General features: G+C 52.2%; 24 protein-coding genes. 16 read left to right on the plus strand and 8 right to left on the minus strand.

Annotated features, from left to right (window positions below; genetic code table 11):
• The first annotated feature begins 329 nt into the window (after positions 1–329).
• From DPO_RS05430 to DPO_RS05440, 3 genes are all read left to right on the plus strand, one after another.
• Positions 330–1346 carry an RpnC/YadD family protein gene (locus tag DPO_RS05430; RefSeq protein WP_006964746.1) on the plus strand — a complete coding sequence of 339 codons (1017 nt, stop codon included), beginning with the start codon at positions 330–332 and terminating at the stop codon, positions 1344–1346.
• Between the two features lie 539 nt (positions 1347–1885).
• Positions 1886–2206 (plus strand): type II toxin-antitoxin system RelE/ParE family toxin, encoded by a 321-nt coding sequence (locus DPO_RS26700; protein WP_006964747.1) that lies wholly within the window; start codon positions 1886–1888, stop codon positions 2204–2206.
• The gene (locus DPO_RS05440; protein ID WP_006964748.1) at positions 2199–2480 is read left to right on the plus strand and encodes a helix-turn-helix domain-containing protein; all 282 of its coding nucleotides are present in this window, start codon (positions 2199–2201) and stop codon (positions 2478–2480) included. Before DPO_RS26700 ends, DPO_RS05440 begins: the two co-directional genes overlap by 8 nt.
• A gap of 11 nt (positions 2481–2491) precedes the next feature.
• Here DPO_RS05440 and DPO_RS25790 read toward each other — a convergent pair whose 3' ends face one another.
• Positions 2492–2704 carry a hypothetical protein gene (locus DPO_RS25790; protein WP_006964749.1) on the minus strand — a complete coding sequence of 71 codons (213 nt, stop codon included), beginning with the start codon at positions 2702–2704 and terminating at the stop codon, positions 2492–2494.
• Here DPO_RS25790 and DPO_RS05445 point away from each other — a divergent pair.
• Together DPO_RS05445 and DPO_RS24460 are read left to right on the plus strand one after the other, a co-directional pair.
• Complete coding sequence (locus DPO_RS05445; protein WP_236609905.1) at positions 2654–2860, plus strand: XRE family transcriptional regulator; 207 nt, start codon at positions 2654–2656, stop codon at positions 2858–2860. The two genes, DPO_RS25790 and DPO_RS05445, sit on opposite strands and share 51 nt — an antisense overlap.
• A 240-nt stretch (positions 2861–3100) precedes the next feature.
• A complete protein-coding gene (locus tag DPO_RS24460; RefSeq protein WP_236609906.1) occupies positions 3101–3379 on the plus strand; it encodes a helix-turn-helix domain-containing protein in 279 nt (92 codons plus the stop codon).
• 314 nt (positions 3380–3693) lie between these two features.
• Here DPO_RS24460 and DPO_RS26705 read toward each other — a convergent pair whose 3' ends face one another.
• Positions 3694–3915, minus strand: coding sequence for a UPF0175 family protein (locus DPO_RS26705; protein ID WP_006964750.1), 222 nt, complete (start codon positions 3913–3915; stop codon positions 3694–3696).
• A gap of 77 nt (positions 3916–3992) precedes the next feature.
• On the minus strand, positions 3993–4214 hold the full coding sequence (locus tag DPO_RS05455; RefSeq protein ID WP_006964751.1) for a hypothetical protein: 222 nt from the start codon (positions 4212–4214) through the stop codon (positions 3993–3995).
• A gap of 459 nt (positions 4215–4673) precedes the next feature.
• Here DPO_RS05455 and DPO_RS05460 point away from each other — a divergent pair, with 459 nt between their 5' ends.
• Both DPO_RS05460 and DPO_RS05465 read left to right on the plus strand, forming a co-directional pair.
• Positions 4674–5027 (plus strand): type II toxin-antitoxin system RelE/ParE family toxin, encoded by a 354-nt coding sequence (locus DPO_RS05460; RefSeq protein ID WP_236609907.1) that lies wholly within the window; start codon positions 4674–4676, stop codon positions 5025–5027.
• A complete protein-coding gene (locus DPO_RS05465) occupies positions 4948–5331 on the plus strand; it encodes an XRE family transcriptional regulator (protein WP_236609908.1) in 384 nt (127 codons plus the stop codon). The genes DPO_RS05460 and DPO_RS05465 overlap by 80 nt, the downstream gene beginning before the upstream one ends.
• Positions 5332–5675: 344 nt before the next feature.
• Here the strand turns inward: DPO_RS05465 and DPO_RS05470 are convergent, their stop codons facing one another.
• Positions 5676–6860 (minus strand): methyltransferase regulatory domain-containing protein, encoded by a 1185-nt coding sequence (locus DPO_RS05470; RefSeq protein ID WP_006964755.1) that lies wholly within the window; start codon positions 6858–6860, stop codon positions 5676–5678.
• A gap of 160 nt (positions 6861–7020) precedes the next feature.
• Positions 7021–9873 carry a beta strand repeat-containing protein gene (locus DPO_RS05475; protein WP_006964756.1) on the minus strand — a complete coding sequence of 951 codons (2853 nt, stop codon included), beginning with the start codon at positions 9871–9873 and terminating at the stop codon, positions 7021–7023.
• A gap of 462 nt (positions 9874–10335) precedes the next feature.
• Between DPO_RS05475 and DPO_RS05480 the strand changes: the two genes are divergently transcribed.
• From DPO_RS05480 to DPO_RS05500, 5 genes are read left to right on the plus strand one after another with little or no spacing between them, the layout of a single operon-like run.
• Positions 10336–10533 carry a hypothetical protein gene (locus DPO_RS05480; protein WP_006964757.1) on the plus strand — a complete coding sequence of 66 codons (198 nt, stop codon included), beginning with the start codon at positions 10336–10338 and terminating at the stop codon, positions 10531–10533.
• Between the two features lie 6 nt (positions 10534–10539).
• Positions 10540–12204 (plus strand): type I secretion system permease/ATPase, encoded by a 1665-nt coding sequence (locus tag DPO_RS05485; protein ID WP_006964758.1) that lies wholly within the window; start codon positions 10540–10542, stop codon positions 12202–12204.
• Positions 12201–13850, plus strand: a complete 1650-nt coding sequence (locus DPO_RS05490) for a type I secretion system permease/ATPase (protein WP_006964759.1) — start codon at positions 12201–12203, stop codon at positions 13848–13850. The genes DPO_RS05485 and DPO_RS05490 overlap by 4 nt, the downstream gene beginning before the upstream one ends.
• A 3-nt stretch (positions 13851–13853) precedes the next feature.
• The gene (locus DPO_RS05495; RefSeq protein ID WP_006964760.1) at positions 13854–15527 is read left to right on the plus strand and encodes a type I secretion system permease/ATPase; all 1674 of its coding nucleotides are present in this window, start codon (positions 13854–13856) and stop codon (positions 15525–15527) included.
• A 4-nt stretch (positions 15528–15531) separates the two neighbouring features.
• Positions 15532–16854: an HlyD family type I secretion periplasmic adaptor subunit gene (locus DPO_RS05500; protein ID WP_006964761.1), complete on the plus strand. Its 1323-nt coding sequence runs from the start codon at positions 15532–15534 to the stop codon at positions 16852–16854.
• 49 nt (positions 16855–16903) lie between these two features.
• Here DPO_RS05500 and DPO_RS05505 read toward each other — a convergent pair whose 3' ends face one another.
• From DPO_RS05505 to DPO_RS05515, 3 genes are all read right to left on the minus strand, one after another.
• Entirely contained in the window at positions 16904–17209 is a 306-nt protein-coding gene (locus DPO_RS05505; RefSeq protein WP_006964762.1) for a HigA family addiction module antitoxin, read from the minus strand.
• Between the two features lie 55 nt (positions 17210–17264).
• Entirely contained in the window at positions 17265–17543 is a 279-nt protein-coding gene (locus DPO_RS05510) for a type II toxin-antitoxin system RelE/ParE family toxin (RefSeq protein ID WP_040011594.1), read from the minus strand.
• Between the two features lie 106 nt (positions 17544–17649).
• Entirely contained in the window at positions 17650–18948 is a 1299-nt protein-coding gene (locus DPO_RS05515) for a trypsin-like serine peptidase (RefSeq protein WP_006964763.1), read from the minus strand.
• A 146-nt stretch (positions 18949–19094) separates the two neighbouring features.
• Here DPO_RS05515 and DPO_RS05520 point away from each other — a divergent pair, with 146 nt between their 5' ends.
• The 4 genes from DPO_RS05520 to DPO_RS05535 are packed head-to-tail and all read left to right on the plus strand — an operon-like array spanning position 19095 to position 22927.
• Positions 19095–20006, plus strand: a complete 912-nt coding sequence (locus DPO_RS05520; RefSeq protein WP_006964764.1) for a glycosyltransferase family 2 protein — start codon at positions 19095–19097, stop codon at positions 20004–20006.
• A gap of 19 nt (positions 20007–20025) precedes the next feature.
• Entirely contained in the window at positions 20026–20724 is a 699-nt protein-coding gene (locus DPO_RS05525) for a glycosyltransferase (RefSeq protein ID WP_006964765.1), read from the plus strand.
• Positions 20725–20752: 28 nt separating this feature from the next.
• Positions 20753–21574, plus strand: coding sequence for an ABC transporter permease (locus DPO_RS05530; protein WP_006964766.1), 822 nt, complete (start codon positions 20753–20755; stop codon positions 21572–21574).
• Positions 21575–21586: 12 nt separating this feature from the next.
• Positions 21587–22927, plus strand: a complete 1341-nt coding sequence (locus DPO_RS05535) for an ABC transporter ATP-binding protein (protein WP_006964767.1) — start codon at positions 21587–21589, stop codon at positions 22925–22927.
• Positions 22928–22937: the final 10 nt, after the last annotated feature.

Here is a 22937-nt window from a genome sequence, read left to right on the forward strand (position 1 = left end):
ACTGGATCAATCCGATATTTCCGCCAAAAGAATAAAAGAAATCCTCAAGAAACTGGGGTATTAAATCATACCCAGCGCCCGCATCACCGGCAGCAGCTTCTCAGCAAACCCCTCTGCCTGGCTTGTCAGCTCCGCTATGTTCTGCTCATCCGTCTCCAGGGTTTTGCCCTAAGACGCGATGAATGAAAGAAGGGTATTTGGACATCGGACTGTGGATATCGTCAATAATTGAGCCTGTGCTCCGGATGTAAAAAATAAATCTGTCCCCTTTTTGTGGTCCCCTTTTTGTGAATCTTGCATTTTCCCCGGAACGTGTATAGAATATCGCTATGAACACCCTGGAAAACAACATAGCCGACGATTATGACAGCCCCTGGAAAGAGGGCATGGAATTGTATTTCAAGGAACTGATGCTGTTCTTTTTCCCTGACATCGCTGCCGGGATCGCCTGGGACAGGGGGTATCAATTTCTTGACAAAGAATTGCAGCAGGTGGTCAGGGATGCGGAAATCGGCAGAAAGCATGCAGACAAGCTTGTCAAGGTGTGGTCCCTTGAAGATGAACCGTTCCATGTCATGATCCACATCGAGGTCCAGAGCGATAAGGACCGGGACTTTGCCAGGCGGATGTACATTTACAACTACCGCATCTTTGACAAAAGTTACCGGCCGGTCACCAGCCTGGCCATTCTGGCGGATGAAATCGATTCCTGGAGGCCGGATGCCTACACTTCGGAGCAATGGGGATGCAAAATCAACTTTGAGTTTCCCATGGTGAAGCTCATGGATTACGCTGAAAATATTGACAGTCTGCTGGAACAAACAAACCCGTTCGCCATAATCACGGCAGCCCATTTAAAAACCAAGGCCACCAAAGACAACCCCCAGGAACGATACACCTGGAAATGGACCATCACCAGGGCGCTGTATGAAAAAGGGTTATCCACCAAAGACATCCTGAATCTGTACCGCCTGGTGGACTGGCTGATGATGCTGCCCGATGAATTGACCAAAAAGTTTACACAAAATTTGATTGCATATGAGGAGGAAAAGAAAATGCCGTATATTACAAGTGCCGAGAGAATCGGGATTGAAAAAGGAAGACTTGAAGGCAGGAGTGAAGGACTGGATTTAGGCCAGCTCTTCAATGCCAGAGAGATGTTACTAGAAGCCCTGGATGCCAGGTTCAGCAGCAACACTCCGGCAGACATTAAGAAGCAGATTCAAGCCCTGAACAACAAATTGATGCTCAAGCGGCTTCTGCGATCCACCATCGAGAGCAAAGACATCGAAGAATTCAGACAAGCCATGAAGGATCTGGCATCTGAAACCGAATCCACGGAGTAGCCGAAAGGGATCATTGCAATACAGCTGAAATGATCCCACAGCGGTTCCCCACCCAAACCGGCACCGGCTTCTCAGCAAACCCTGTGCCTTTTTCGGCAACTCCGCCAGGTTCTCCTCATCCGTCTCCAGGGTCTTGCCCTCCTTCACCACTAAAATGCACAACCTGCCTGGTGCGGCAAGTCCGTTTCCTGATAGCCAGGATTAGCATAATGGGTAAATAGCGTTTTTTTGACCGATTTTATTGTCCTGCAGGGGGCGAAAACGCACGGCTGGCGTGAATCTCTGGTTTGATCACACGCCCTGGTAAACGCTATTGATTCCGGCAAATTCACGAAAATATATCCCCGAGCCGTTGCCGCTCTGCCGGGTTTACCAATGTCGGGACAATCGGGATTATGACAAAAGCTTTTCCTTGCATGAACATACGCTACCACACATTGCTCCGGCCTTTAAATGAAAAATAAATCTGTCCCCTTTTTTCCTTTCCCGCACACAGGACATTCTTGACGATATAGCAAAAATGCTATATATTGTTTCTCATGAAAACTTGGGTAATAGAATTTTTGAATCAGACAGTAGAGGCGGAATTTGAAAGTTTACCGGCTGAAGTCAGGGCAAAAACAATTCATATCTCAAATTTGATCAGGGAATTCGGTCTGCCCAATATCGGGATGCCGTACATCAAACATATCCAGGATAAAATTTGGGAATTAAGAGCTTTACAAGGACGGAGTCTTTACATTACAACGACCGGGAAAAAGATCATAATTCTCAGGTGTTTCATCAAAAAATCAAACAAACTGCCACGCAAAGAATTGAGAATTGCTCTGAAAAGAGCCGAGGAGATAAAAAATGGGTAAAAGCATAGAAGAAAAACACAGGGAAATGCTTGTGGGAGATCCTGAATATGCGCAAGCTTTCGCTGGTATGGAAGAGGAATTTCAATTGGCCAGAGAATTGATAAGGGCAAGAATCAAATCCGGCCTGACCCAGAAGCAATTGGCTGAAAAAATGGGGACAACGCAATCATCCGTGGCACGGCTTGAATCCGGAAGTTCTCTACCGAGTCTGCGAAGTCTAAAAAGATACGCTTATGCAACCGGTAGTAAGATGAGGATTTATCTTGAATCCTGAAACTATTTACCTTAATACTCTACCCGGTGTGTTTTTGATTTATAAGGAACCACACCGGGTCCCCGCAGCACCGGCAGCAGCTTCTCAGCAAACCCCTCTGCCTGGCTTGTCAGCTCCGCCAGGTTCTGTTCATCCGTTTCCAGGGTTTTGCCCTCTTTCACCAGCTTCTGACCTTGGGCCAGGCCCGTGGTCTGTCCCAGAAAAAACTGGCTGAGGCCCTGCATATTCAACAACCTGCCATAGCAAAAATGGAAAAACGAACAGACATGTATATTTCCACATTGCGCAGCCATATCGAGGCAATGGGAGGGAAATTGGAAATTCTGGCAAGCTTTCCCGATGGAACCGTACAGATAAATAATTTTTCCGACCTGGGGTAGCTTGAACTGCACACAGAAAAAAATGACTCATAGCGGACTAAGGGTGTCAGGAACCCTATACAATTATTCTCTTTAGGATTCGTGGCACCCTTAAAAACACATCCAGTGCCACGACCTTTGGCCGTTCTCATTTTTCCGATCTGATCCACCCACGCAATCTGCCCTTTTTCGCTTTTACTCAAAATGCCAGGATTAGCATAATGGGTAAATAGAATCTGTCCCCTTTTCTCAAAAGTCACATTGTTTCCAATTGCCGAAAAATCAAGTGGCGGAGTAAGTGGCGGAGTAAGTGGCGGAGTAAGTGGCGGAGTAAACGGACTTTTAAATTATATTAAAGCCAATCCAGGCAAAAAATCCAAGGAGATTAAAACCGCCCTGAATTTGCCGCAAAGAACATTGGAACGCTGGTTAAAAGAACTGAGAGAACAAGAAAAAATTAAATTTCAGGGTGCGCCCAAAACCGGGGGATATGTGTTAGCGGGGTCACCCAATGCCCACCCCACACAACAACGACAATAAGGAAAACCTGACCCCGGCCATGGCAGGGATGTAATCCGTGACCATTTGGCGGAAATGGCAGTATTGCCAAATCCGCCAAATGGATAAAAGAAATCCTCAAGAAGCTGGGGTATTAAATCACCCCCAGCGCCCGCAGCACCGGCAGCACCTTCTCAGCAAACCCCTCTGCCTGGCTTGTCAGCTCCGCCAGGTTGTTCATCCGTCTCCAGGGCCTTGCCCTGCGACGCGGATCGTAAATGCCGATTTAAAATGTAAAAAATAAATCTGTCCCCTTTTCTGCTAATACGGAAGTATCAGCAATAGCTCTTTGATTATCAGGCATTGGAAAGGTCTGTTTCTAAATACTGATCACTATATTGTATCGGACTGTGTCCTTTTTTCAACAGTATCTCTGAAAAAGTTCTCTGAGAATACCCTGATATTTCCGCTGCCTTTCCCAAGGAAACGATTCCCTGTTGAAACAGGGATACTGCAAGGATTATTTTCAACTCCTGTTCCGGTATATTCAGATCCGGCAGTTCCAATATTTGTCCCATAACTGCACCTCATTTGTTTATTGCTGATATTTTGTAAAATATTATAGGCAATTTACCTGTATCTGGCAAGGTGTGTTTCAAGCGTTTTTCCCCAGCCGCTGCCGTTCCGCCGGGTTTTCCAGCAGGTCCGTGACCGTGTCCTTCCGGGTGACCTGTATCTGGTGGTTCAGGGTCATGCTGGCATCGGGCCAGGGAATGAGCTGCCTGGTATCGATGCCATCATGCACCACGGAGATCTTTTTTCTGAACCGCTCCGGAAACGTGGATGCCTGCCACCGGGCAGGGCTTTGCTTTCTCATGGTCAGGGCCGTCACCGTTTTTTAACCAGGGCCGGGAGAGGCATGCTCACTGGGATCGAACCCGTTGTGGAAGATTTTCGAAGATGGGGTTTATAAACCGTTTACCCACACTAAATGGTTGCTAAACTGGAAAGAGAAGTTTGGGACAAAGAAATTGAAAACGATTTCAAGGAAGGCGGCAAAGGCATATCCATTACCGACTCCGAAGATAGCGGTGAACATGAGGAACCGGATGCGGGAAATCCGCTCGTCCGGATCTGTGGGGGCGGGGGCGCCGGGTGAAAAACTGCCCGGCTCTACCTGGAGATGGAAGAACTATAGTTGAACAAAAAGTAAAAATAAATCTGTCCCCTTTTTGGTCCCGGCCAGTTTGCGAAAATAAATCTGTCCCCTTTTTGCCCTGTTTATTCCCTTGACGGAATATCATTCCAATCATATAATTCGGCCATGAGTTGGGATGTGGAATATACTGATGAGTTCGGAAATTGGTGGGATACACTTACTGAAAAAGAGCAGGTGGACATTGCCGCGTCAGTGAGATTACTTGAAGAACTCGGACCGAATCTGGGGTTCCCACACAGCAGCGGGATCAAAGGGTCGAAGCACAACCACATGCGGGAGTTGCGTACACAGCATGAGGGCAGGCCGTTACGTACTCTTTATGCCTTTGACCCCCGCCGAAAGGCGGTTTTATTAATCGGCGGCGACAAAACCGGAGATAACCGCTGGTACGATGTTCACATTCCAATTGCTGACCGGCTTTATGATGAACATCTGGCACTACTTAAAAGAGAAGAGGGTAAAAATGGCTAAAAAATTTGAAGCGCTTCGTGCAAAAATGTCGCCGGAATCCAGGTTCCTGGCTGACAAAAAAGCACAGGGCATGTTGGCTGAAATGCCTTTGAAAGAACTTCGCCAGGCCCGTGGTCTGTCCCAGAAAAAACTGGCTGAGGCCCTGCATATTCAACAACCTGCCATAGCAAAAATGGAAAAACGAACAGACATGTATATTTCCACATTGCGCAGCCATATCGAGGCAATGGGAGGGAAATTGGAAATTCTGGCAAGCTTTCCCGATGGAACCGTACAGATAAATAATTTTTCCGACCTGGGGTAGCTTGAACTGCACACAGAAAAAAATGACTCATAGCGGACTAAGGGTGTCAGGAACCCTATACAATTATTCTCTTTAGGATTCGTGGCACCCTTAAAAACACATCCAGTGCCACGACCTTTCACAGGCCCTGGTAAACGCGGATGATTCCGGCTGATTCACGAAAATATATCCCCCAGATGTTACCGATTAGCCGGTTTTACCAGTGTGAGTGGGACAATCGGGATTTATGACAAAAGCTTTTCCTTGCATGAACATACGCTACCACACATTGGTCCGGCCTTTAAATGAAAAATAAATCTGTCCCCTTTTCTTGTCCTTTTCTCTTTTCTCAGTCAAGGGATATATCAGATCACCCCCAGCGCCCGAAGCACCGGCAGCTGTTTTTCAGCAAACCCCTCTGCCTTTTCCGTCAGCTCCGCCAGGTTCTGTTCATCCGTCTCCAGGGTCTTGCCCTCTTTCACCAGCTTCTGCCCCTGGGCCTGCAGTACCTGCCACACCGCTTTTGCCCATTCTGCCGGCTGTTTTTTCCCCTGGGTCACGGCCAGGGCAAACACCTGCTCAAACCGGCCCACGGGGATGCCGCCGCCGGTCACAGGACTTGCCAGAAAGCTGATGTCACTGCTGCTCCGGGCGCTGTGCATCAGATGGGTGTTCAAGGCCCGGCTGGTTTTTTTCACCTTGCTGATCACGGCATCCTCCTGGGCCGGGCACACATAATCCGCCCCCGTGAGTACCATCATTGCCTGCATGATCTGGGCAAAGGTGATCTGCTTTTCCTTCACGGCCTGCTCGATCTGCCCCAGGGTCCGGGGTTTGTGGTCGGACAGCAGATCCAGGATCGGCACATACACCCCTTCATTCATGGTGGCTTCTCCCAGGCTGCCCGTGACCTTGAGGGACACATCCCCCCGGGGTTTGACCAGCACCACCCGCAGGCTGCGCAGGGCCTCGGCCTGGTCCAGGGCAGACAGGTGCCTGGCGCCTTTTACCCAGTAATCCCGCCGGAACTGCTGGTTCACCATGAAATCTCTGACACTTTCTCTGAACAAGGGATCAATGATCTCCTTGAGAAATGTCTGCTGGTCTGCGGTGAGATTGATGCCGTCCATGTGGTCCGGAAAATGGGCGGAGCAGGCATACTGGAGCCGGGCCGGTTCAAGCCAGTCTGCCATAGTGGCAAAATGCATGGGATGCCAGTCTTTGTTGAAATACTCATGGGCCAGATAATGGCGGTTCTGGTCCTTGATCTTTTTGATCCGGTCCCCCACCAGGGGATTGGCCCTTGAAAACAGCGGGTTGGTCTCCAGCAGCTTTTCTGCAAACTCAATGGCCCCATCAATGCGGGAGACAATGCCGGAACCTTCGGCCCCGATAATCTCGGAATGTTCGGTCATGAGATGCCGCATGGGGGCAAAAGCGGCCCAGCCGGGCAGGGTGTTGTAACTGATGTACAGCACACCCCCCACGGCCAGTTTGCGAAAATAAATCTGTCCCCTTTTTGCTTTTTGCTCATGGGAAAAAAACCCCATCCTTCTTACTTGTGAAGGATGGGGTTTAAGGTTTAAAGGGTTTCAACTCACCAAGAATTACATCTGGTTAGCAGCAGTTTCGTTGCACTACCAGCTTCTGGGATGTTGAACCGGCTTCACATCAGGCACCTATACGAGGGCTGATGCTTGTCAAGGATGATTATACAATGGTGTAAACACCACCAGCTTGGGTAGTGTCACTCAGGTCAATCGTGCCGGCCAGTTCCACGACAATGTCAGCACCATCCTGGAAGGTTGCAGCTGCACTGTTGTCAATGACCAGATAAGTGTTCCCATTCAACTGGAACCAGCCATCGACAGAGTTAGCGGAGCCATCACCAGCTGCGATCGCGTCGATGTAGTTGGCAAAGCCAGCCGCGCCACCAAGGGTGGTTTTATCACCCAACGTTGCTCCGGCAATCGCTCCATTGATTACACCAGCCACATCAATCTTGTCATCGACGGCTATATCTTGGAGTGTCAGGTAGGCACCGGCTGATCCTTGAACTGCATTGATGTCGACGGTGTCTTTACCCGCACCCAAAGTAATGGAGCTGGTCTGGGTAGCTACTGAGCCAACAACCAGCGTGTCGTCGCCTGCGCCCAAATCAACGGTAGCGTTCCCGGTACCAATGGTCACGGTATCATCTCCAGCACCTGCGTTGATCACATTGGCAAGCGCGTTTGCACCAGTGATGGTGTCATCGCCGGCACCACCGTTAACAGTGACAGCTTTAGTCGCAGCAGTGAAAACAAACGTATCGTCTCCGTCAGAGCCGTTGATGGTTGCAGCACCGGCCAGGGCACCCGTGGTCCAGCTTACGCCACCATCGCTGTCATTGGTGGTCATGCCGGAGGCATCAAACGAGGTCACGGTCGTCGCGGTGAAGGTTCCTAAGGTCAGACCAGCATCACCGGTTACCTTAACAGTCTTGGCATCCGCAGCAGTCAGGGTGGTGACAGTAAAGGCAATGTCAGCATCAGTAGTATCTTTATCAGTATCGGAGGTATCGATAGCAAGGTTTTCAACGTTGGCAGCAGTAATGCCCGCATTCGCGAAGGCTGCATTTCCAGCAAAACTGATGTTCAGCCAGTCAGCGGCTCCTCCCGCTGCACCGTCCACTGTAACGGTCGTCACTCCAGCTTGGGCGGCAGTATAAAAAACAGTACCATCGGAGGCCAAGTTGTCTACAGCAATGGTTTGTGTAACATCCGCAGACATCTTAACCTCTGTGATGTCATCCAAGTTGGCCAGATCCACAGTTACGCCAGCGCCAGCTGCACCAGCCAGTTCCACCACTTCGAAGTTGGAAATAGTACCTTCAAAAGTGGCTGTTGCAGATGCGGTAGTGGCATCATCCGCGTCAGCGAATGCGATAACGTCGGCGGTACCATCACCACCATCCAAGCTGCCTCCAGTGCCAAGAGCTGTAGTAGTCGCATCCAACAGAACGCGGTCATCATCAGCGCCCATAGTTATAGCTTTGGTTGTTGCACCCAGTCGAATGCTGTCAGCACCAGAACCACCGGTGAACGCTATGGCGGTACCCAGCGAGGGGGTAATAGTCAAACCGCCAGTGGAGTCTGCAGCAGTAACAGACGTGAGTGCAGTGACTGTGCTGGCTGCACTGAGGGTGACAGCTGAGTCACCTTTTATCGCAATAGTTTTAGCTGCGGCAACCTTGACGTCGGCTATTGTCAGTTTTTCATCAGCGTTGATGGTCACACTTGTTGCTGCGGCAGCGTTCAGGGTCATACCAGTAGATGCAGCGCCTGTCGTGTTGACGTTAAGAGTAGTGGCTGTATTGTCAATGATTGTACCGCCAGTGACAGTGTCAAGCGTAAGGTCCATTGTACGCGTACCCGCAGCGGCTGTAACTGTTGCGTTCTGGTTGGTTTTTGCCAACGTCAGTGCGGTGATGGCATCTGACCCAATAGTCAGAGCACCGGTGTTGCCAGTGACGCTGACAGTAGCAATCTTGTCAGCAGAAGTGGCGGCCGTACCAGCATCGTCAATAGCAACCGCGGCAGCGGTTCCAGTTACTGTAACGGAAGTCACGTCAGCCTTTGTGTCAATGTTGACTGCTGCGCCAGTGGCTTTTGCCTTAATTGTGGTTACACCGGAAATGGTAGCTCCAGAGACATCTGCAGTAACAGCGCCTGTTGAGTTGATATCGAGAATTTCTATATTCGAAATATCCGCAGCAGGGAGAGCCGTACCATCAGTCACAAACTTCAATGTATCGGTGCCATCTTTGCCATCAAGCTGATCCAAACTACTCAGGGTCAAAACATCCAAAGCACCGGAAGACGGATTTATCTCAAGATTGGCATTGAAAAGGTCATCGCCGTCTGTTCCAGTAAAATTGTCAGCACCAGCAGTGAGCGCGAAAGTCTCACCCGGAACCTCAACGCCGCCGTCATCAGCAACCTTTTCATCAGCAGGCACTTCAGTCACCGCAATCCCTTCGTCCTCACCATACGCCTGGTAATGATCCAGAGCGGACAGGCCGGCAGCGGCAAACGCGGCTTTTACATCGTCAACTGTTTTATCGGCCCATTCCGTGGCAGTTGCGGCATCGGCTTTCAGATCCGCCAGCTTGGATGCCAGGTATTCTGATTCGTCAAAATCGTTGGACGGGTTGATCCCCTCAGCAGATCCGTATTGCAGATAATGCAGGTAGGGATCAAAATCCCAGGCAGATTCAAACGCTGCCAGGGCGTCGGCAACGGTGGCATAGGCCGTGCCGCCTTCCTCAAGACCCTTGTTGAACATGTCCGTGGCTTTGGCCAGCTTGTATTCTGCTGCATTGAACAGGTCATTGGGGGCCAGACCTTCTGCCCAGCCATATGCCTGGTAATGCGATTCAGGGGTAAAGCCCACATTGGCCAGGAATGTTTTCAACTGAGCTGTGGTCTTTCCGGCCCAGTCTGTGGCCGTGGCTGAATCTGCCTGCAATGCGGCCAGTTTGGCTGCCAGGTAGTCACTTTCCACAAATCCTTGTAATGCCATTCTTTTTCTCCTTTAATTAATTAATTAAAATTTGCGGCAGATGCCGCAATGGACACTTTTATTGATCAATACACATGCATATAATATAATGATGCCTGTGTTGTCAACCGTAAACCCTTTATTTTCAAGCATGTGATCTGGTTTTTTCATTCATTGTTTTTTCCATTTGACAGCAGCATAACAAAGCAAAGAACGTGCCATCTCTGAAAGGCAGGACACACAAGGAAACACCTGTGCTTCTGGTGGTCATATCCGGCAGTTTTCGGTCGGATCTGACCACCAGAAGCACCGCCCGCCTTTTGTGGTTGACAGGGCATTTCTGCTTTAATACACAGGGCGGATATTGACAATGGAAAAGGATTTGGGTGTCATGGCTTTTTCCCCGGGTTGACATCTGTGGAATAGGGGTTAAAATACCAAATATTTCTGATGCCCGACACTGTATTGAGGAGTGCGTGAAAAATGTCCCCGTCCGCGCTGATAGCCGTTGATGTGATCCTGCTGTACACCCTGCTGGGGCCCTTGGTGCTGTTTGCCGTGTATGTGCTGTTTGATCGGATCAGCAAAGATGACAGGCTTGGCCCCAAGGCGGGTCCGTCAAAAAAAGACCCGGCCCTGTGGTCGGCCCGGGACATTGATGATTTTCTGGACCAGGCATAACCCGGCATGACCCTTTTTTTATCCCAGTGGAAAAAATACCTGACCTTTGCCGCGCTGTTGAGCAGTTTTGTGAACATTTTGCAGCTTACTTTTCCGTTTTACATGTTCACCATCTACCGGAACATCATTATCAGTTACAGCCCGTCTTCTCTGGCCAATATCACGGCCGCCGCCGGTATTGCCGTTCTGGCCCTGCTGTTTTTTTCCTACCTGCGGGCCCGGCTTCTGGCCGCGGCCGGCAGGGACCTGCACCAGACCTTGCAGAAAACCGTGTATGCCGGCATGGTCAAAGCCATGGTGCTCCACCCGGAAAAAGCCTACCGGGGCGGGATCAGTGACCTGGACACGTTGCAGAATTTCTGCTCCTCTCCCGGAATTTATGCCCTGTTTGATGTGATGTGGGCCCCGTTCTACCTGGCGTTGATCTATCTGTTCCACCCGGTCTTGGGATTGATCGCCACCTTAGGTGCTTTTGTTATGGCCGGGCTGAGCCTGCTCCAGGAGATGCTGATCAGAAAGGACATGGGACAGGCCAATCAGCTGAATATGACCAACCAGCGGTTTGTGGATTCTTTTCTGCGCAACGTGGATGTGATCAACGGCATGGGCATGGCCCCGGCCGTCACGGACCGGTTTTTACACAACAACGACAAGGTCATGGCCAGCCAGACCCGGTCCAGTTATGTGGCCGGGACCATCCAGGCGGCCATCAAGCCGGCCCAGATCGTGATCCAGGTGCTGATCTACTGTTTCGGGGCGTATTATGCCATGACCCAGGGGTTTGATGTGGGACTCATGGTGGCCGGGTCCATCATCATGGGCCGGGGACTGGCCCCGCTCATGCAGCTCATGGGATCCTGGCGCATGGCCCGGCATGCCTGGGAAGCGTTTAACCGGATCCGGAACGTGACCCGGGCAGGGGGGCAGGAAATGGCACCCCCCATGCCCCTGCCCGTACCGGCCGGAAGGATCCAGGCGGATGGGGCCTTGTTTGTGATGAACGGCCAGGTCCTGCTCAGCCAGGTGAGTTTTGACCTTTCCCCGGGGCAGTTTCTGGGGATCATCGGGCCGTCCGGGGCCGGCAAAACCACCTTGTGCCGGCTGCTTTTAGGGATCTGGCCTTCTTTCGGGGGCAAAGTGTATCTGGACGGCCGGGATGTGTTTGCCTCAGACAAACAGCAGATCGGGCATGTCATCGGGTACCTGCCCCAGGAGGTGGAGCTGTTTCCCGGCACGGTGGCGGAAAACATCGCCCGCCTGGAAATCCCGGATCGAAAAGCCCTGGAAAAGGTCATGGACCTGGCCCAATGCCGGGACCTGGTGGAAAGCCTGCCCGACGGCCTGGATACGCACCTGGGAGGGATGGAGGACATGCAGCTGTCCGGGGGACAGAAGCAGAAGATCGGTCTGGCCCGGGCTTTGTACAGAAATCCCGTGTTCCTGGTTCTGGATGAACCTTCTTCCAGCCTGGATGAGGCCAGTGAAACCCAGCTCATGGATACCCTGACGCAGATCAAAACAGCGGGAAAAACCACCTGTGTCATGGTTGCCCACAAGCCGGCCCTGCTCCAGTCCATGGACAGTATCCTGGTGCTGAGAAACGGGCAGATGGCCATGTTCGGCCCCAAAGATGCCGTGTTTGCCAGGCTTTCCGACGGGAGGGCCGCATGAAGTACTATCTGTCACGCTGTGCCAAATATTTTGTGTTTGCCGGTGTGTTTTCCTTGTTTATCAACACGCTGCACCTGACCTTTCCTTTGTACATGCTGGCCGTGTATGTGCGGGTCCTGGACAGCTACAGTTTTTCCACCCTGTATGTGATGACGGCCATGGCCCTGGGCGGGCTTCTGGTCATGGGGGTGCTGGAGTTTCTGCGCTCCCGGCTTCTGGTGCGGGCCGGAATCAAGCTGGACCGGCTGCTCACCCGGCAGTCCCTCAAACAGATGCTCAAAGACCTGTGCCAGGCCGATAACACCGGGTACACCCAGGCCCTGCGGGATATCCACACGCTTCGCAACTACCTGGGGGGCAATGCCATATTTGCGTTTTTTGATGTGCCCTGGATCTTTATCTATCTGCTGGTGATCTATCTGGTGCACCCCATACTGGGCATGGTGGCCACGGCCGGGGCTGTGCTGATTCTGCTTTTAGGCCTGCTCCAGGGATGGCTGACAAATGATAAGACCCAACAGGCCGCCAAGGGGAACCAGCAGGGAAAACACTGGCTGGCCACCAGTTTCCGGGCGGCCCGGGAACTGCAGTGCATGGGCATGGTGGATGCCGGGGCAGACCTGTTTGCAAAGATCAACCACCAAGAACAGAAGCTCGGAGACAAGGCCGGCAACATCAGCCATTTTCTGGGGGCGGCGGGCCAGAGTTTCGGGATTTTCATGCAGGTGGCCATTTTCGGTGCCGGGGCCGCCCTGGTCCTGGCCAACGAGGCCAACCCCGGGGTGATCATTGCCGCCTCCATCATCATGGGCCGGGCGTTTGCCCCCATCAACCAGGGAATTTCCGCCTGGAAGCAGACGGCCGGGGCCAAAGCCGCGTATCACAGTTTAAATCAGCTTCTGGCCGGCCATGAAGCCGAAGCACCGCAGACCGTGCTGTCCATTGAAGGCCGCCTGGCAGTCGACCAGGCCGGTCTTGACATCCGGGGCAAAACCGTATTAAAGGGGATTGATTTTTCCCTGGCACCCGGGGAGATCATGGGGCTGGTGGGTCCCAACGGGGCCGGCAAAACCTGTTTGTGCCGCATGATCTTAGGCATGTGGGCCCCGGACCAGGGCCGGGTCCTGGTGGATGGCAAACCCATGCACCTGCTGGACAATGATGCCCTGGGCAAATGCCTGGGGTATCTGCCCCAGGGGGTGGAGCTGTTTGCCGGCACGGTGGCGGAAAATATCGCCCGCATGGGCAAGGTGGATGATGCACAAGTGGTGGCCGCAGCCAGAAAAGCCGGGGCCCATGAAGTGATCCTGGGATTTGCACAAGGGTATGGGACCCAGATCGGCGAGGCCGGCCACCAGAGCCTGTCCGGGGGGCAGCGCCAGCGGGTGGGCCTGGCCCGGGCATTGTACGGCAGTCCGAAACTGGTGGTGCTGGACGAGCCGGACGCCAACCTGGATGACGCAGGGGATGCCGCATTGATGGGGGCGTTACAACAATTGAAGCACGAAGGGGCCACCACGATTATGATCACACACAAACCCGCGCTGCTGTCGGCGGCGGACAAGATACTGGTCCTCAAAAACGGGGAAATGGAGCGGTTCGGCACGGCAAAACAGGTGTTCGGACAGATGACAGGAGAAAACTGAACAATGCAGCAGATGATCCGAACATGGATGAAATATGTGATATTTACCGGGGTGTTCAGCTTTGCCCTTAACCTGGTCTTTCTGGCGGTTCCCGTGTATATGCTGGTGGTGTATGACCGGGTTCTGTACAGTTTCAGCACGGCCACGCTGGTGACCTTAGGCATCGGCGTGCTCATCAGTCTGGCAGCCATGGCTGCGCTGGAATATATCCGAAGCAGGATGCTGGCCCGGGCCGGCGCAGATCTTGTGCACAACATGACCCCTTTGGTGGTGACATCCATGCACAAAGATGCGGCCGCTGTCACGGGCAAAGGATATGACAGAGGGCTTGAAGACCTGGAACAGGTCCAGGATGCCGTGGTCCACGGCCGGTATTTTTATTACCTGGACATTCCCTGGGTGGTGGTGTACCTGTTTGTGCTGTACATCATGCATCCTTTGGTGGGGATGATCGGCATCGCAGGGGTGTTCATGGCCGTGCTGTTCCAGGTGCTGTTGATACTGGTGGAAAAACAGCGCTACACCCTGGCGGATACGGGGGCGGCTGTCAACCGGAGCCGGGTTAAAACCGGGGCCGGCCAGGCACAGGTGGTCACTGCCATGGGCATGGCACAGGGCCTGGCAGAAAAATTTTTTGCCAGGCAGGCCCAGGTTTTGAAAATCAAATCCAGCGCGCACGGGTTCCACGCCGGGATGGGGGCCGTGATCCGGTTTGTGCACCGGGTGTTTCTCACAGGGGTGTTCACGGCCGGGATTTTTGCTTTTTTCAACGATGAGATCACGGCCGGGATGATGTTTGCCGCAGTGATGATCGCCGTGCGGATCATGGTTCCTTTGGAACAGCACCTGAGCGGCATGAAGGCCGTGATCGATGCAAAAAACGCGTATAAACGGCTCAAACATTATATCCAGCCGGCAGCGGTCCGGGAGAAAATCACTTTGCCTGAGCCGGCCGGAAAGATCCAGGTCCAGGGCCTGACCCTGTCTGTGCCGGGCAAAGCAATTTTGCAGAACATCAGCCTGGATCTGGCACCGGGTGAACTTTTGGGGGTTATCGGACCCAATGATGCCGGCAAAACCGTGCTGTGCCGGCTGCTGGCCGGCATCTGGCAGGCAACTGCCGGAGAGATCCGCCTGGACGGGGCCCTGATCAGCCAGTGGCCCGAAAAAGCCCTGGGCCGGTATATCGGGTATATGCCCCAGGAACCGGATCTTTTGCCCGGCACCGTGGCGGAAAACATCGCCCGGTTCACAGGCGGTGACAGTGACACCGTGATCCAGGCAGCCCGGGCCGCCGGGGTGCATGAGATGATCTTAAAACTGCCCGGCGGGTATGACACCCCCATTGTTCAGGAGGGCAGACATTTGTCTGCCGGCCGGCGCCAGCTCATCTCCCTGGCAAGGGCTTTGTACGGCACGCCTAAGTTTCTGGTTCTGGACGAGCCCAACACATTTCTGGATGATGCCGGCCTCAAGATGTTGCAGGCCGTGATCCATACCCTGAAACAGCAGAACACAACCACGGTGATGGTCACCGACAGGCCCGCAATTTTATCCAGCATGGACAAACTGCTGGTGATCAAGGAGGGCCGGCCCGCCATGTACGGGCCTGCAAACGAGGTCATGGCACAACTGGCCGGCCGGCAGCAACCCCGGCAGCAGACAGCAGGAGCATAAAATAATGCAAGCACAGGACAACACGCAGGATAAATTACTCAGCACCAACCCCGTTAAATATATCATTGCCGGCCTGGTGGTGATCGCCCTTTTTTTTGGCGGGCTCACGGCCTGGTCCATCTTTTTTCCCTTCCAGGGGGCGGTGATCGCACCCGGGACCGTCAAGGTGTTGGGAGAGCGCAAGGTGGTCCAGCATCTGGAAGGCGGGATCATTGAAAAGATCCGGGTGAAAGAAGGGCAACTGGTGGCGGCAGGGGATCCGCTGATCGAGTTGAAAAGCTCCCAGATTGTCTCCAATGTGGAACTGCTCCAGGGACGGCTGTGGGCCAAGCTGGCCGAAGCCGCCAGGCTCCAGGCCGAGGTGACAATGGCGGACGGCATCACCTGGCCTGAAGAGCTGATCGCTGTCGAAAACCTGCCAGAGGTGGCGGATCTGGTGTCCAAGGAAAAAGATATCTTCACCTACCGCCGATCCGATCTCCAGGGCAAGATCCATCTGTACAACTCCCAGATCAAGCAGCTGGGCAACCGCATCGAAGGGGCCAAAGAAGAATCCGCCAGTGTGGATGCCATCATCGCCAACCTGATCGAAGACCTGGAAAGCAAGCGGCCTCTGCTCAAGGAGCAGTTCATGGGAAAAACCGATATCCTGCAGCTGGAGCGGTCTTTGTCCGAATACAGGGGCCGGCAGGGCAAGCTCAAGCAGGACATTGCCGCATTTCACCAGCAGATCGAGGAACTCAAGCTCAGGATCGTGGATATCCAGAATCAGTACCGGGAATCTGCCATGTCCCAGCTGGGAGAGGTGAAGGAAAATGTGTTTGAACTCAGAGAACAGATCAAACCCCAGCTGGATGCCAGACAGCGCCTCACGGTGCGGGCCCCCATCTCCGGTGTGGTCATCAACATGCGGGTGCACTCCGAAGACACGGGCGTGATCTCCCCGGGCATGCCCCTGCTGGAGATCGTGCCCTCGGTGTCCAAGCTGGTGGTCACGGCCCAGGTCCGGCCCCAGGACATCACCTCGGTCAAAGAGGGCCAGCCCACACGGGTGCAGCTGTCCGCATTCCAGAGAAAATCCACCCCCCCGGTGATGGGACAGGTCATCCATGTATCCCCGGATTTGATCATGCCGGAACCGGGCACCCAGGGCCTGCCCCATTACGAGGTTCATGTGGAAGTGGACCCGGCAGACCTGGCGGAAAAACAGGCCTACCTGTCTCCGGGCATGCCCGTGGCCTGCTACATCACCACAGACACCCGCACCGTGATCAGCTACCTGCTGGGACCCCTGCTCAAAAACGTGGACATGGCCCTCAGGGAATAAAAAAAAGGGGACAGATTTATTTTTTACATTCGGAACACATGCTCAAATATTAAACGGTGGCCATTCGCATATTGATCTTCGGCACATTTTGCCAACCTGTTTCTTTATTTTCCGCTTCCCACATGTCGTAAGCCTTTTGCAGATTTGCCCACAGGTCAGAGGAAGTGTCAAATGCTTTGGCCAATCGTAACGCCATATCCGGAGTAACTCTTTTTTTTTCGTTTACAATAGCTGATACCGCCTTTCTGGAAACACCCAACGTCTCAGCCAATTTTGTTATAGTTAAACCTAAAGGTTCTATATAATGCTTTCTTAAAATCCTTCCGGGATGGGCCGGTTTTCTTAATCTCTTCATTGCAGTTTTTATCTCCTTTCTCTGGAAATGAGCCCATCTTGGCCCATCTTGTTTCTTAATGGTATTGGCGGTAATCGACTACGTATGCGTCTCCGTCAGTTAACCTAAAAGTGACTCTCCAGGCCCCTGAAACCGACACAGCGTAAATTTCATCTTTTTTGGGGTTCAGCGGATGTAATCCTGACCCCGGATAGTTCATGTCTTTGATTTCTGTTGCTGCGTCTAAGTGATCTAAAATATCACTCAAATTTTCTGCGTGGTCAGGGTTTATACCGCTCCTGTCATCTTTGTAGAAGAATTTTTTTAAACCTTTGTGTTTGAACTGTTTAATCACGTGACTATTCCCTTACGCCACATTGTAACTCACAGTGTTACAATTAAAATATACGCTCAGCACATCACATTGTCAATTACATACATAAAAGGGGACAGATTTATTTTTAATAGAGAATGCTGTTTAGCCAGGCAAGGGAATCGGTATCCATGGCAGCGGCCACCATGCCGTTGTTCAGGGAGCCGGAGATCACACCGGCAAGATAGGTGGTGTCGTTTTCCATGTAATACACGGGGGATCCGCTGGCACCGCCCAGCACCGCCATGGAGTCGGACAGGCCCAGGGCCCCGTTGTCATACAGGGACTGGTCAATGAAGCCGGCAACTTCCCACTGGTAATAGTCCGGGCCGGGGGTGTCCGGGTTGTCCTGTGTGATGCCGGCAGCAGAATACCCGGCGCTTTGTACAGGGATGCCCGACAGGTCCGGGGGGGCATCAGGGTCCAGGGACAGAAACCCCGCAGTACTGTCCACGGGCCGGTCCAGGCGGACAAGGCCCAGGTCGTTGTCCGGCCACCCGGGATATAAATCGTCGGAGTGAAACTGAGTCTGGACCCAGGCCTGCTGCCAGCCATAGCTGACGGCAGTTGCGGCATCACCGTTCAGACCCGGAAAAAAAGAGATCTGAGCCGTTTCATCCAAACGGCCGTCTGAATCCAGCAGCACATGGGCACTGGTCAGTACATGTTCGGGTGAGATCAGAAACCCGGTGCCCAGGTTTGTCTGGTCATCGAAACGGATCCTGATCTGACCGATGGCTGTATGGGGCAGGGTGGTGATTTCAATGGTATCCACCCAGTCCAGGGCCAGGGTGTCCGGCAGGGTCACGTGCGGGTGGGGCATCGCGTCTGCCTGGCTCTGTTCAGGCACGGGCACCGGCGTTAACCCTTCTGCGGCCCCATATTGCATGTAATGGTCCACCACGGTCATGCCCAGGTCCGTGAGCAGGTCCCTTAAATCCGGGATGGTTTTCAAGGCCCAGTCCCGGGCTGTGGCAGGATCAGACTGAAGCGCCGCCAGCTTGTCAGACAGGTACCGGGTCTCATCAAACCGGTTGGATGGGTGGATGCCTTCAGCGGCCCCGAATTGAATATAATGCAGATACACATCCCAGGGCCAGGCATTATCAAAAGCGTCAAGACCGGCTTCTTCTGATGGGGAATACCCCGTGGCTGCCAGCTGCCGGGCCTTGGCTGTCCGGTATTCCACAGGGTCAAAAAACGCATTGGGTGACAGCCCCTCCGTCCAGCCATACCGGATGTAATGCGCTTCAGGGGTCATGCCCCGGGCGGCAAGATAAGTTTCAAGATATGCCGTATCCCTGGATGCCCAGTCCGGAGACTGTGCCTGCAAAGCTGTCAGTTTGGCATTTAAATAAAACGTTTTGTCAAATCCGGGTATTCTCATGGTTTTATCGTTTCTGGCAACGGGTGAATCATTTAAGTACAATCGGCTGCGGTTCGTTCATTGACATCTTTGGTGGTTTTTTATACATAAAGACACAATTTGCCTGAAAAGTAAACCGATCAGACCCGACACCATGAAAGGCAACAATGCATCAAACTTCCTGCAATAATCTCAATAAGCTCACGGAAGAACTGGACAAACAGCGCTCTTTTTTTCCTGTGCCGGGCTGTGTCATCCTCTATAACCCGGACATGTCCGTGATCCGGAACATGCTGTCATATATCGATTTTGTCGACAGACTGTATGTTATGGACAACAGCGACAGAGATGTTTCAGAAGTGGTGGACGCGGTTCTAAAACTGCCAAAGGTCTGGTATGTCTCCATGGACGGTAACCAGGGCGTTGCAAAAGCGTTGAATGCCGCGTCGTCTCTGGCAATTTCCCATCAATACGCGTGGATGATCTGTTTTGACCAGGATTCCCGGCTGACAGAGAATATCCTGGTCAAACTGCGTCAATGTCTGGACCGGTATGATAAAAACAGGGTCGGTATGATCTGTGCCAGATACACAAAAAAAGACCGGTATGTCGAAGCCGGTGGAGACCGGTGCAACGAGCTTCTGGTCTCTATTACGGCCGGCAGCATGATGAATCTGACCGTGTTCAGGAAAATGGGACCTTTCATGGACAAACTGTTCATTGATCATGTGGATCATGAGTACTGCCTTCGATTGCGGCGGCATGGATATAAAATCGTTCAGGTCAACCATGCATTCATCTGCCATCAGCCGGGAGACAGCCGGGGATATCTGATCTGCCGCAGTTCGAACCATTCCCCTTTCCGGCGGTATTTCATGACACGGAACCGGTTTTACGTGGCCTGGATGTACAAAAAAGACCTGCCCCGGTTTTATCGAACGGAGATGCTCCGGTTTGCCGGCGAAGTGGTGAAGATTCTGGCGTTTGAATCTGAGAAATTCGAAAAAATCAGGCATGTGATCATGGGGTATCAGGATTTCCGAAAAAATCGGTTCGACCGTCATCCGGGTGATTTATAGTACAATGATATCGGTCTGCATGGCAACATACAACGGGGACAAGTTTATCCTTGAGCAGATGCATGGCATTCTTTCCCAGCTGTCTGAAACCGATGAGGTGATTGTTTCGGATGACGGGTCCTGTGACAATACCTGTGCGGTCATTGAACAGATCAATGACGACCGGATACGGCTGTTTTGCCATACAGAAACAAAAGGGCCCGTAAAAAATTTTGAATTTGCCCTTCAGCAGGCAAAAGGGGAAAATATTTTTCTGGCAGATCAGGATGATATCTGGGAAAAGAACAAAATCAGTACCATGCAGACATATCTTGCAACATATGATCTGGTGGTCAGTGACTGTTCCATCATTGATTTAAAAGGCGATACATTGTATGATTCATTTTTTTTGCTGCGGCGGTCCGGCCCCGGGATTTTAAAAAACCTGTGGCGCAACGGCTATATAGGATGCTGCATGGCGTTTAAACGTCATATACTGGAACAGGCAGTTCCTTTGCCCAAAAATGTTCCCATGCATGACTGGTGGATCGGACTGGTGGCGGCATCTGTGGGCACCACATTTTTTTGTCCGGAAAAACTGGTGAGATACCGGCGGCATGTGGCAAACAGCACCCCGCTTGCCGGGCGAAGCCCGTTTGGCATCATTCAGCAGATACGGTTTCGGGTGAACCTGGCTGTGAACCTGATAAAAGTGCGGGTATCACACGGCCAAGGATAATGGAATACAAAAAAAGGCAGCAACGATTGTGAGAATATCTGACGCCCTCAGGGGCTTTTGTTTTTTTTTCCTGGATCTCTGGCAGAACCGGTCTGTCATTGTACAGCTGACAAAACGGGATTTTCAGAACAAATATCTGGGGTCTTATCTCGGACTTCCCTGGGCGTTCGTCAAACCCCTGGCCGTCATCGTGGTCATGTGGTTTGCATTTACCTATGGACTGAAAGTGGGGCGTGTGGATGAAAATGTGCCCTTTGCCATGTGGCTGATGGTGGGGATCATTCCCTGGTTCTATGTGTCTGAAAATGTGACGGGGTCGATCCACAGCCTGCAGGAATATGCGTTTCTGATCAAGAATATCAGCTTCAGGGCCAGTATCATACCACTGATCAAAATTCTGACCAATTCCGTGATCCATCTGTTTTTTATTCTGGTCATCGTTGTGATCTGTCTGGCATACGGGTATACGTTTTCCATTTACTGGATTCAGGTTTTTTACTATATGGCGTGCAGCATTGTACTCACACTTGGGATGTCCTGGTTTTTTTCCGCCCTGCAGCTGTTTGTCCGGGATATCGGTCACCTGCTTGAAGTAGCGGTTCAGCTTTTTTTCTGGGGGACCCCGATTATCTGGTCCTACAGGATGCTGCCGGAGAAGTATGTCATTTTTTTGAAACTGAATCCCGTATTCTATCTGGTGGAAGGATACAGAAATACGTTTATCTACAAAGTCTGGTTTTTTGAAGACTGGAGAACCTCGGTGTATTTCTGGTGTGTCATGACAGGGGTTCTGATTGCCGGTGCCCTGGTTTTTAAAAAATTGAAACCCCATTTTGCCGACGTGCTTTGAAACAGGAATATCATGTCTGACATCGCGATACGCATAGAAAATATATCCAAGATATACCGGTTGTACGCCGCCCCTTCTGACCGGTTGAAGGAAACGTTTCATATTTTTCGTAAAAAATATCACCATGATTTCTATGCGTTGAAAAATATCAGTTTTGATGTGGAAAAGGGCAGAACCGTCGGCATCATCGGACAGAACGGGGCCGGAAAATCCACGTTGCTTAAAATTCTGACCGGTGTGCTGACCCCTTCTTCAGGCCACTATGCCGTCAACGGCAAAATTTCGTCACTCCTGGAACTGGGGGCAGGCTTCAATCCGGACCTGACAGGGATTGAGAACGTGTATTTCAACGGGATGGTTTTCGGGTTCTCAAAACAGGAAATCGATGACAAGCTCCATGATATTCTTGGGTTTGCAGATATTGGAGAATTTATTCATCAAAAGGTCAGAACTTACTCGAGCGGGATGTTTGTCCGGCTGGCCTTTGCAGTGGCCGTTCAGGTGGATCCGGATATTCTGATTGTGGATGAGGCGTTGAGTGTGGGAGATATGCGGTTCCAGCAGAAGTGCTTCCGTCGTATGAAAGCCTTTAAGGAGAGCGGCAAGACAGTGATTTTTGTCACCCATGACCAAGGCACGGTGACCAATTTCTGCGATTACGTTTACTGGCTCAAGGACGGAGCGGTCCATGCCCACGGCACCCCGGCGGATGTGGTGAAAAAATACATCTCCTACATGGCCTACGGCATGGACACCCGGGAGGCCGAAGAAGACCGGGATACGACCGGATCCGACCAGAGCGGCCGAAGGGAAGCACAAGACGTCATTGCCTTTGACACAGGGGACCAGGCGTTCAATACCCTGCCCTGGGAGGATATCTCCGCGTGTTCCTCATTTGGGGAGGGCGGGGCCCGCATAACGGCTGCCGCCTTTGTCCATGACCGCAGCCTCGATCGGGTGGATCGGCTTGAAGGGGGGGAGCCGGTGAGCTTCTGCATGAAGCTGACCGTTGATCAACCCATGGAAAATTTAGGCATCGGCATCAATGTCAACGACCATCTGGGTAACACCATTTTTGCAGTCCCCTCCTATGTTTACGACGTTAGCTTTCCCGCCCTTGACCCGGGAACCGGACTGAACTGCCGGATACACTTTGATTTTCCCCGCATCAAGAACGGTCGGTACAGTCTGTCTGCAGCCGTGGCCGAGGGTAACCAAATCAACCATATACAGCACCACTGGGTCCATGATATCTGTTTCGTGGAGGTGGCCAGCACCGATCTGAAATGCACCCTGGGTACGGTGGTGGTGCCTGATAGCCGGTTTGAGATCAGTCTGGATGCAAAAGGATAAAACAGGATTG

It is taken from the genome of Desulfotignum phosphitoxidans DSM 13687, from assembly GCF_000350545.1.
GTDB lineage: Bacteria > Desulfobacterota > Desulfobacteria > Desulfobacterales > Desulfobacteraceae > Desulfotignum > Desulfotignum phosphitoxidans.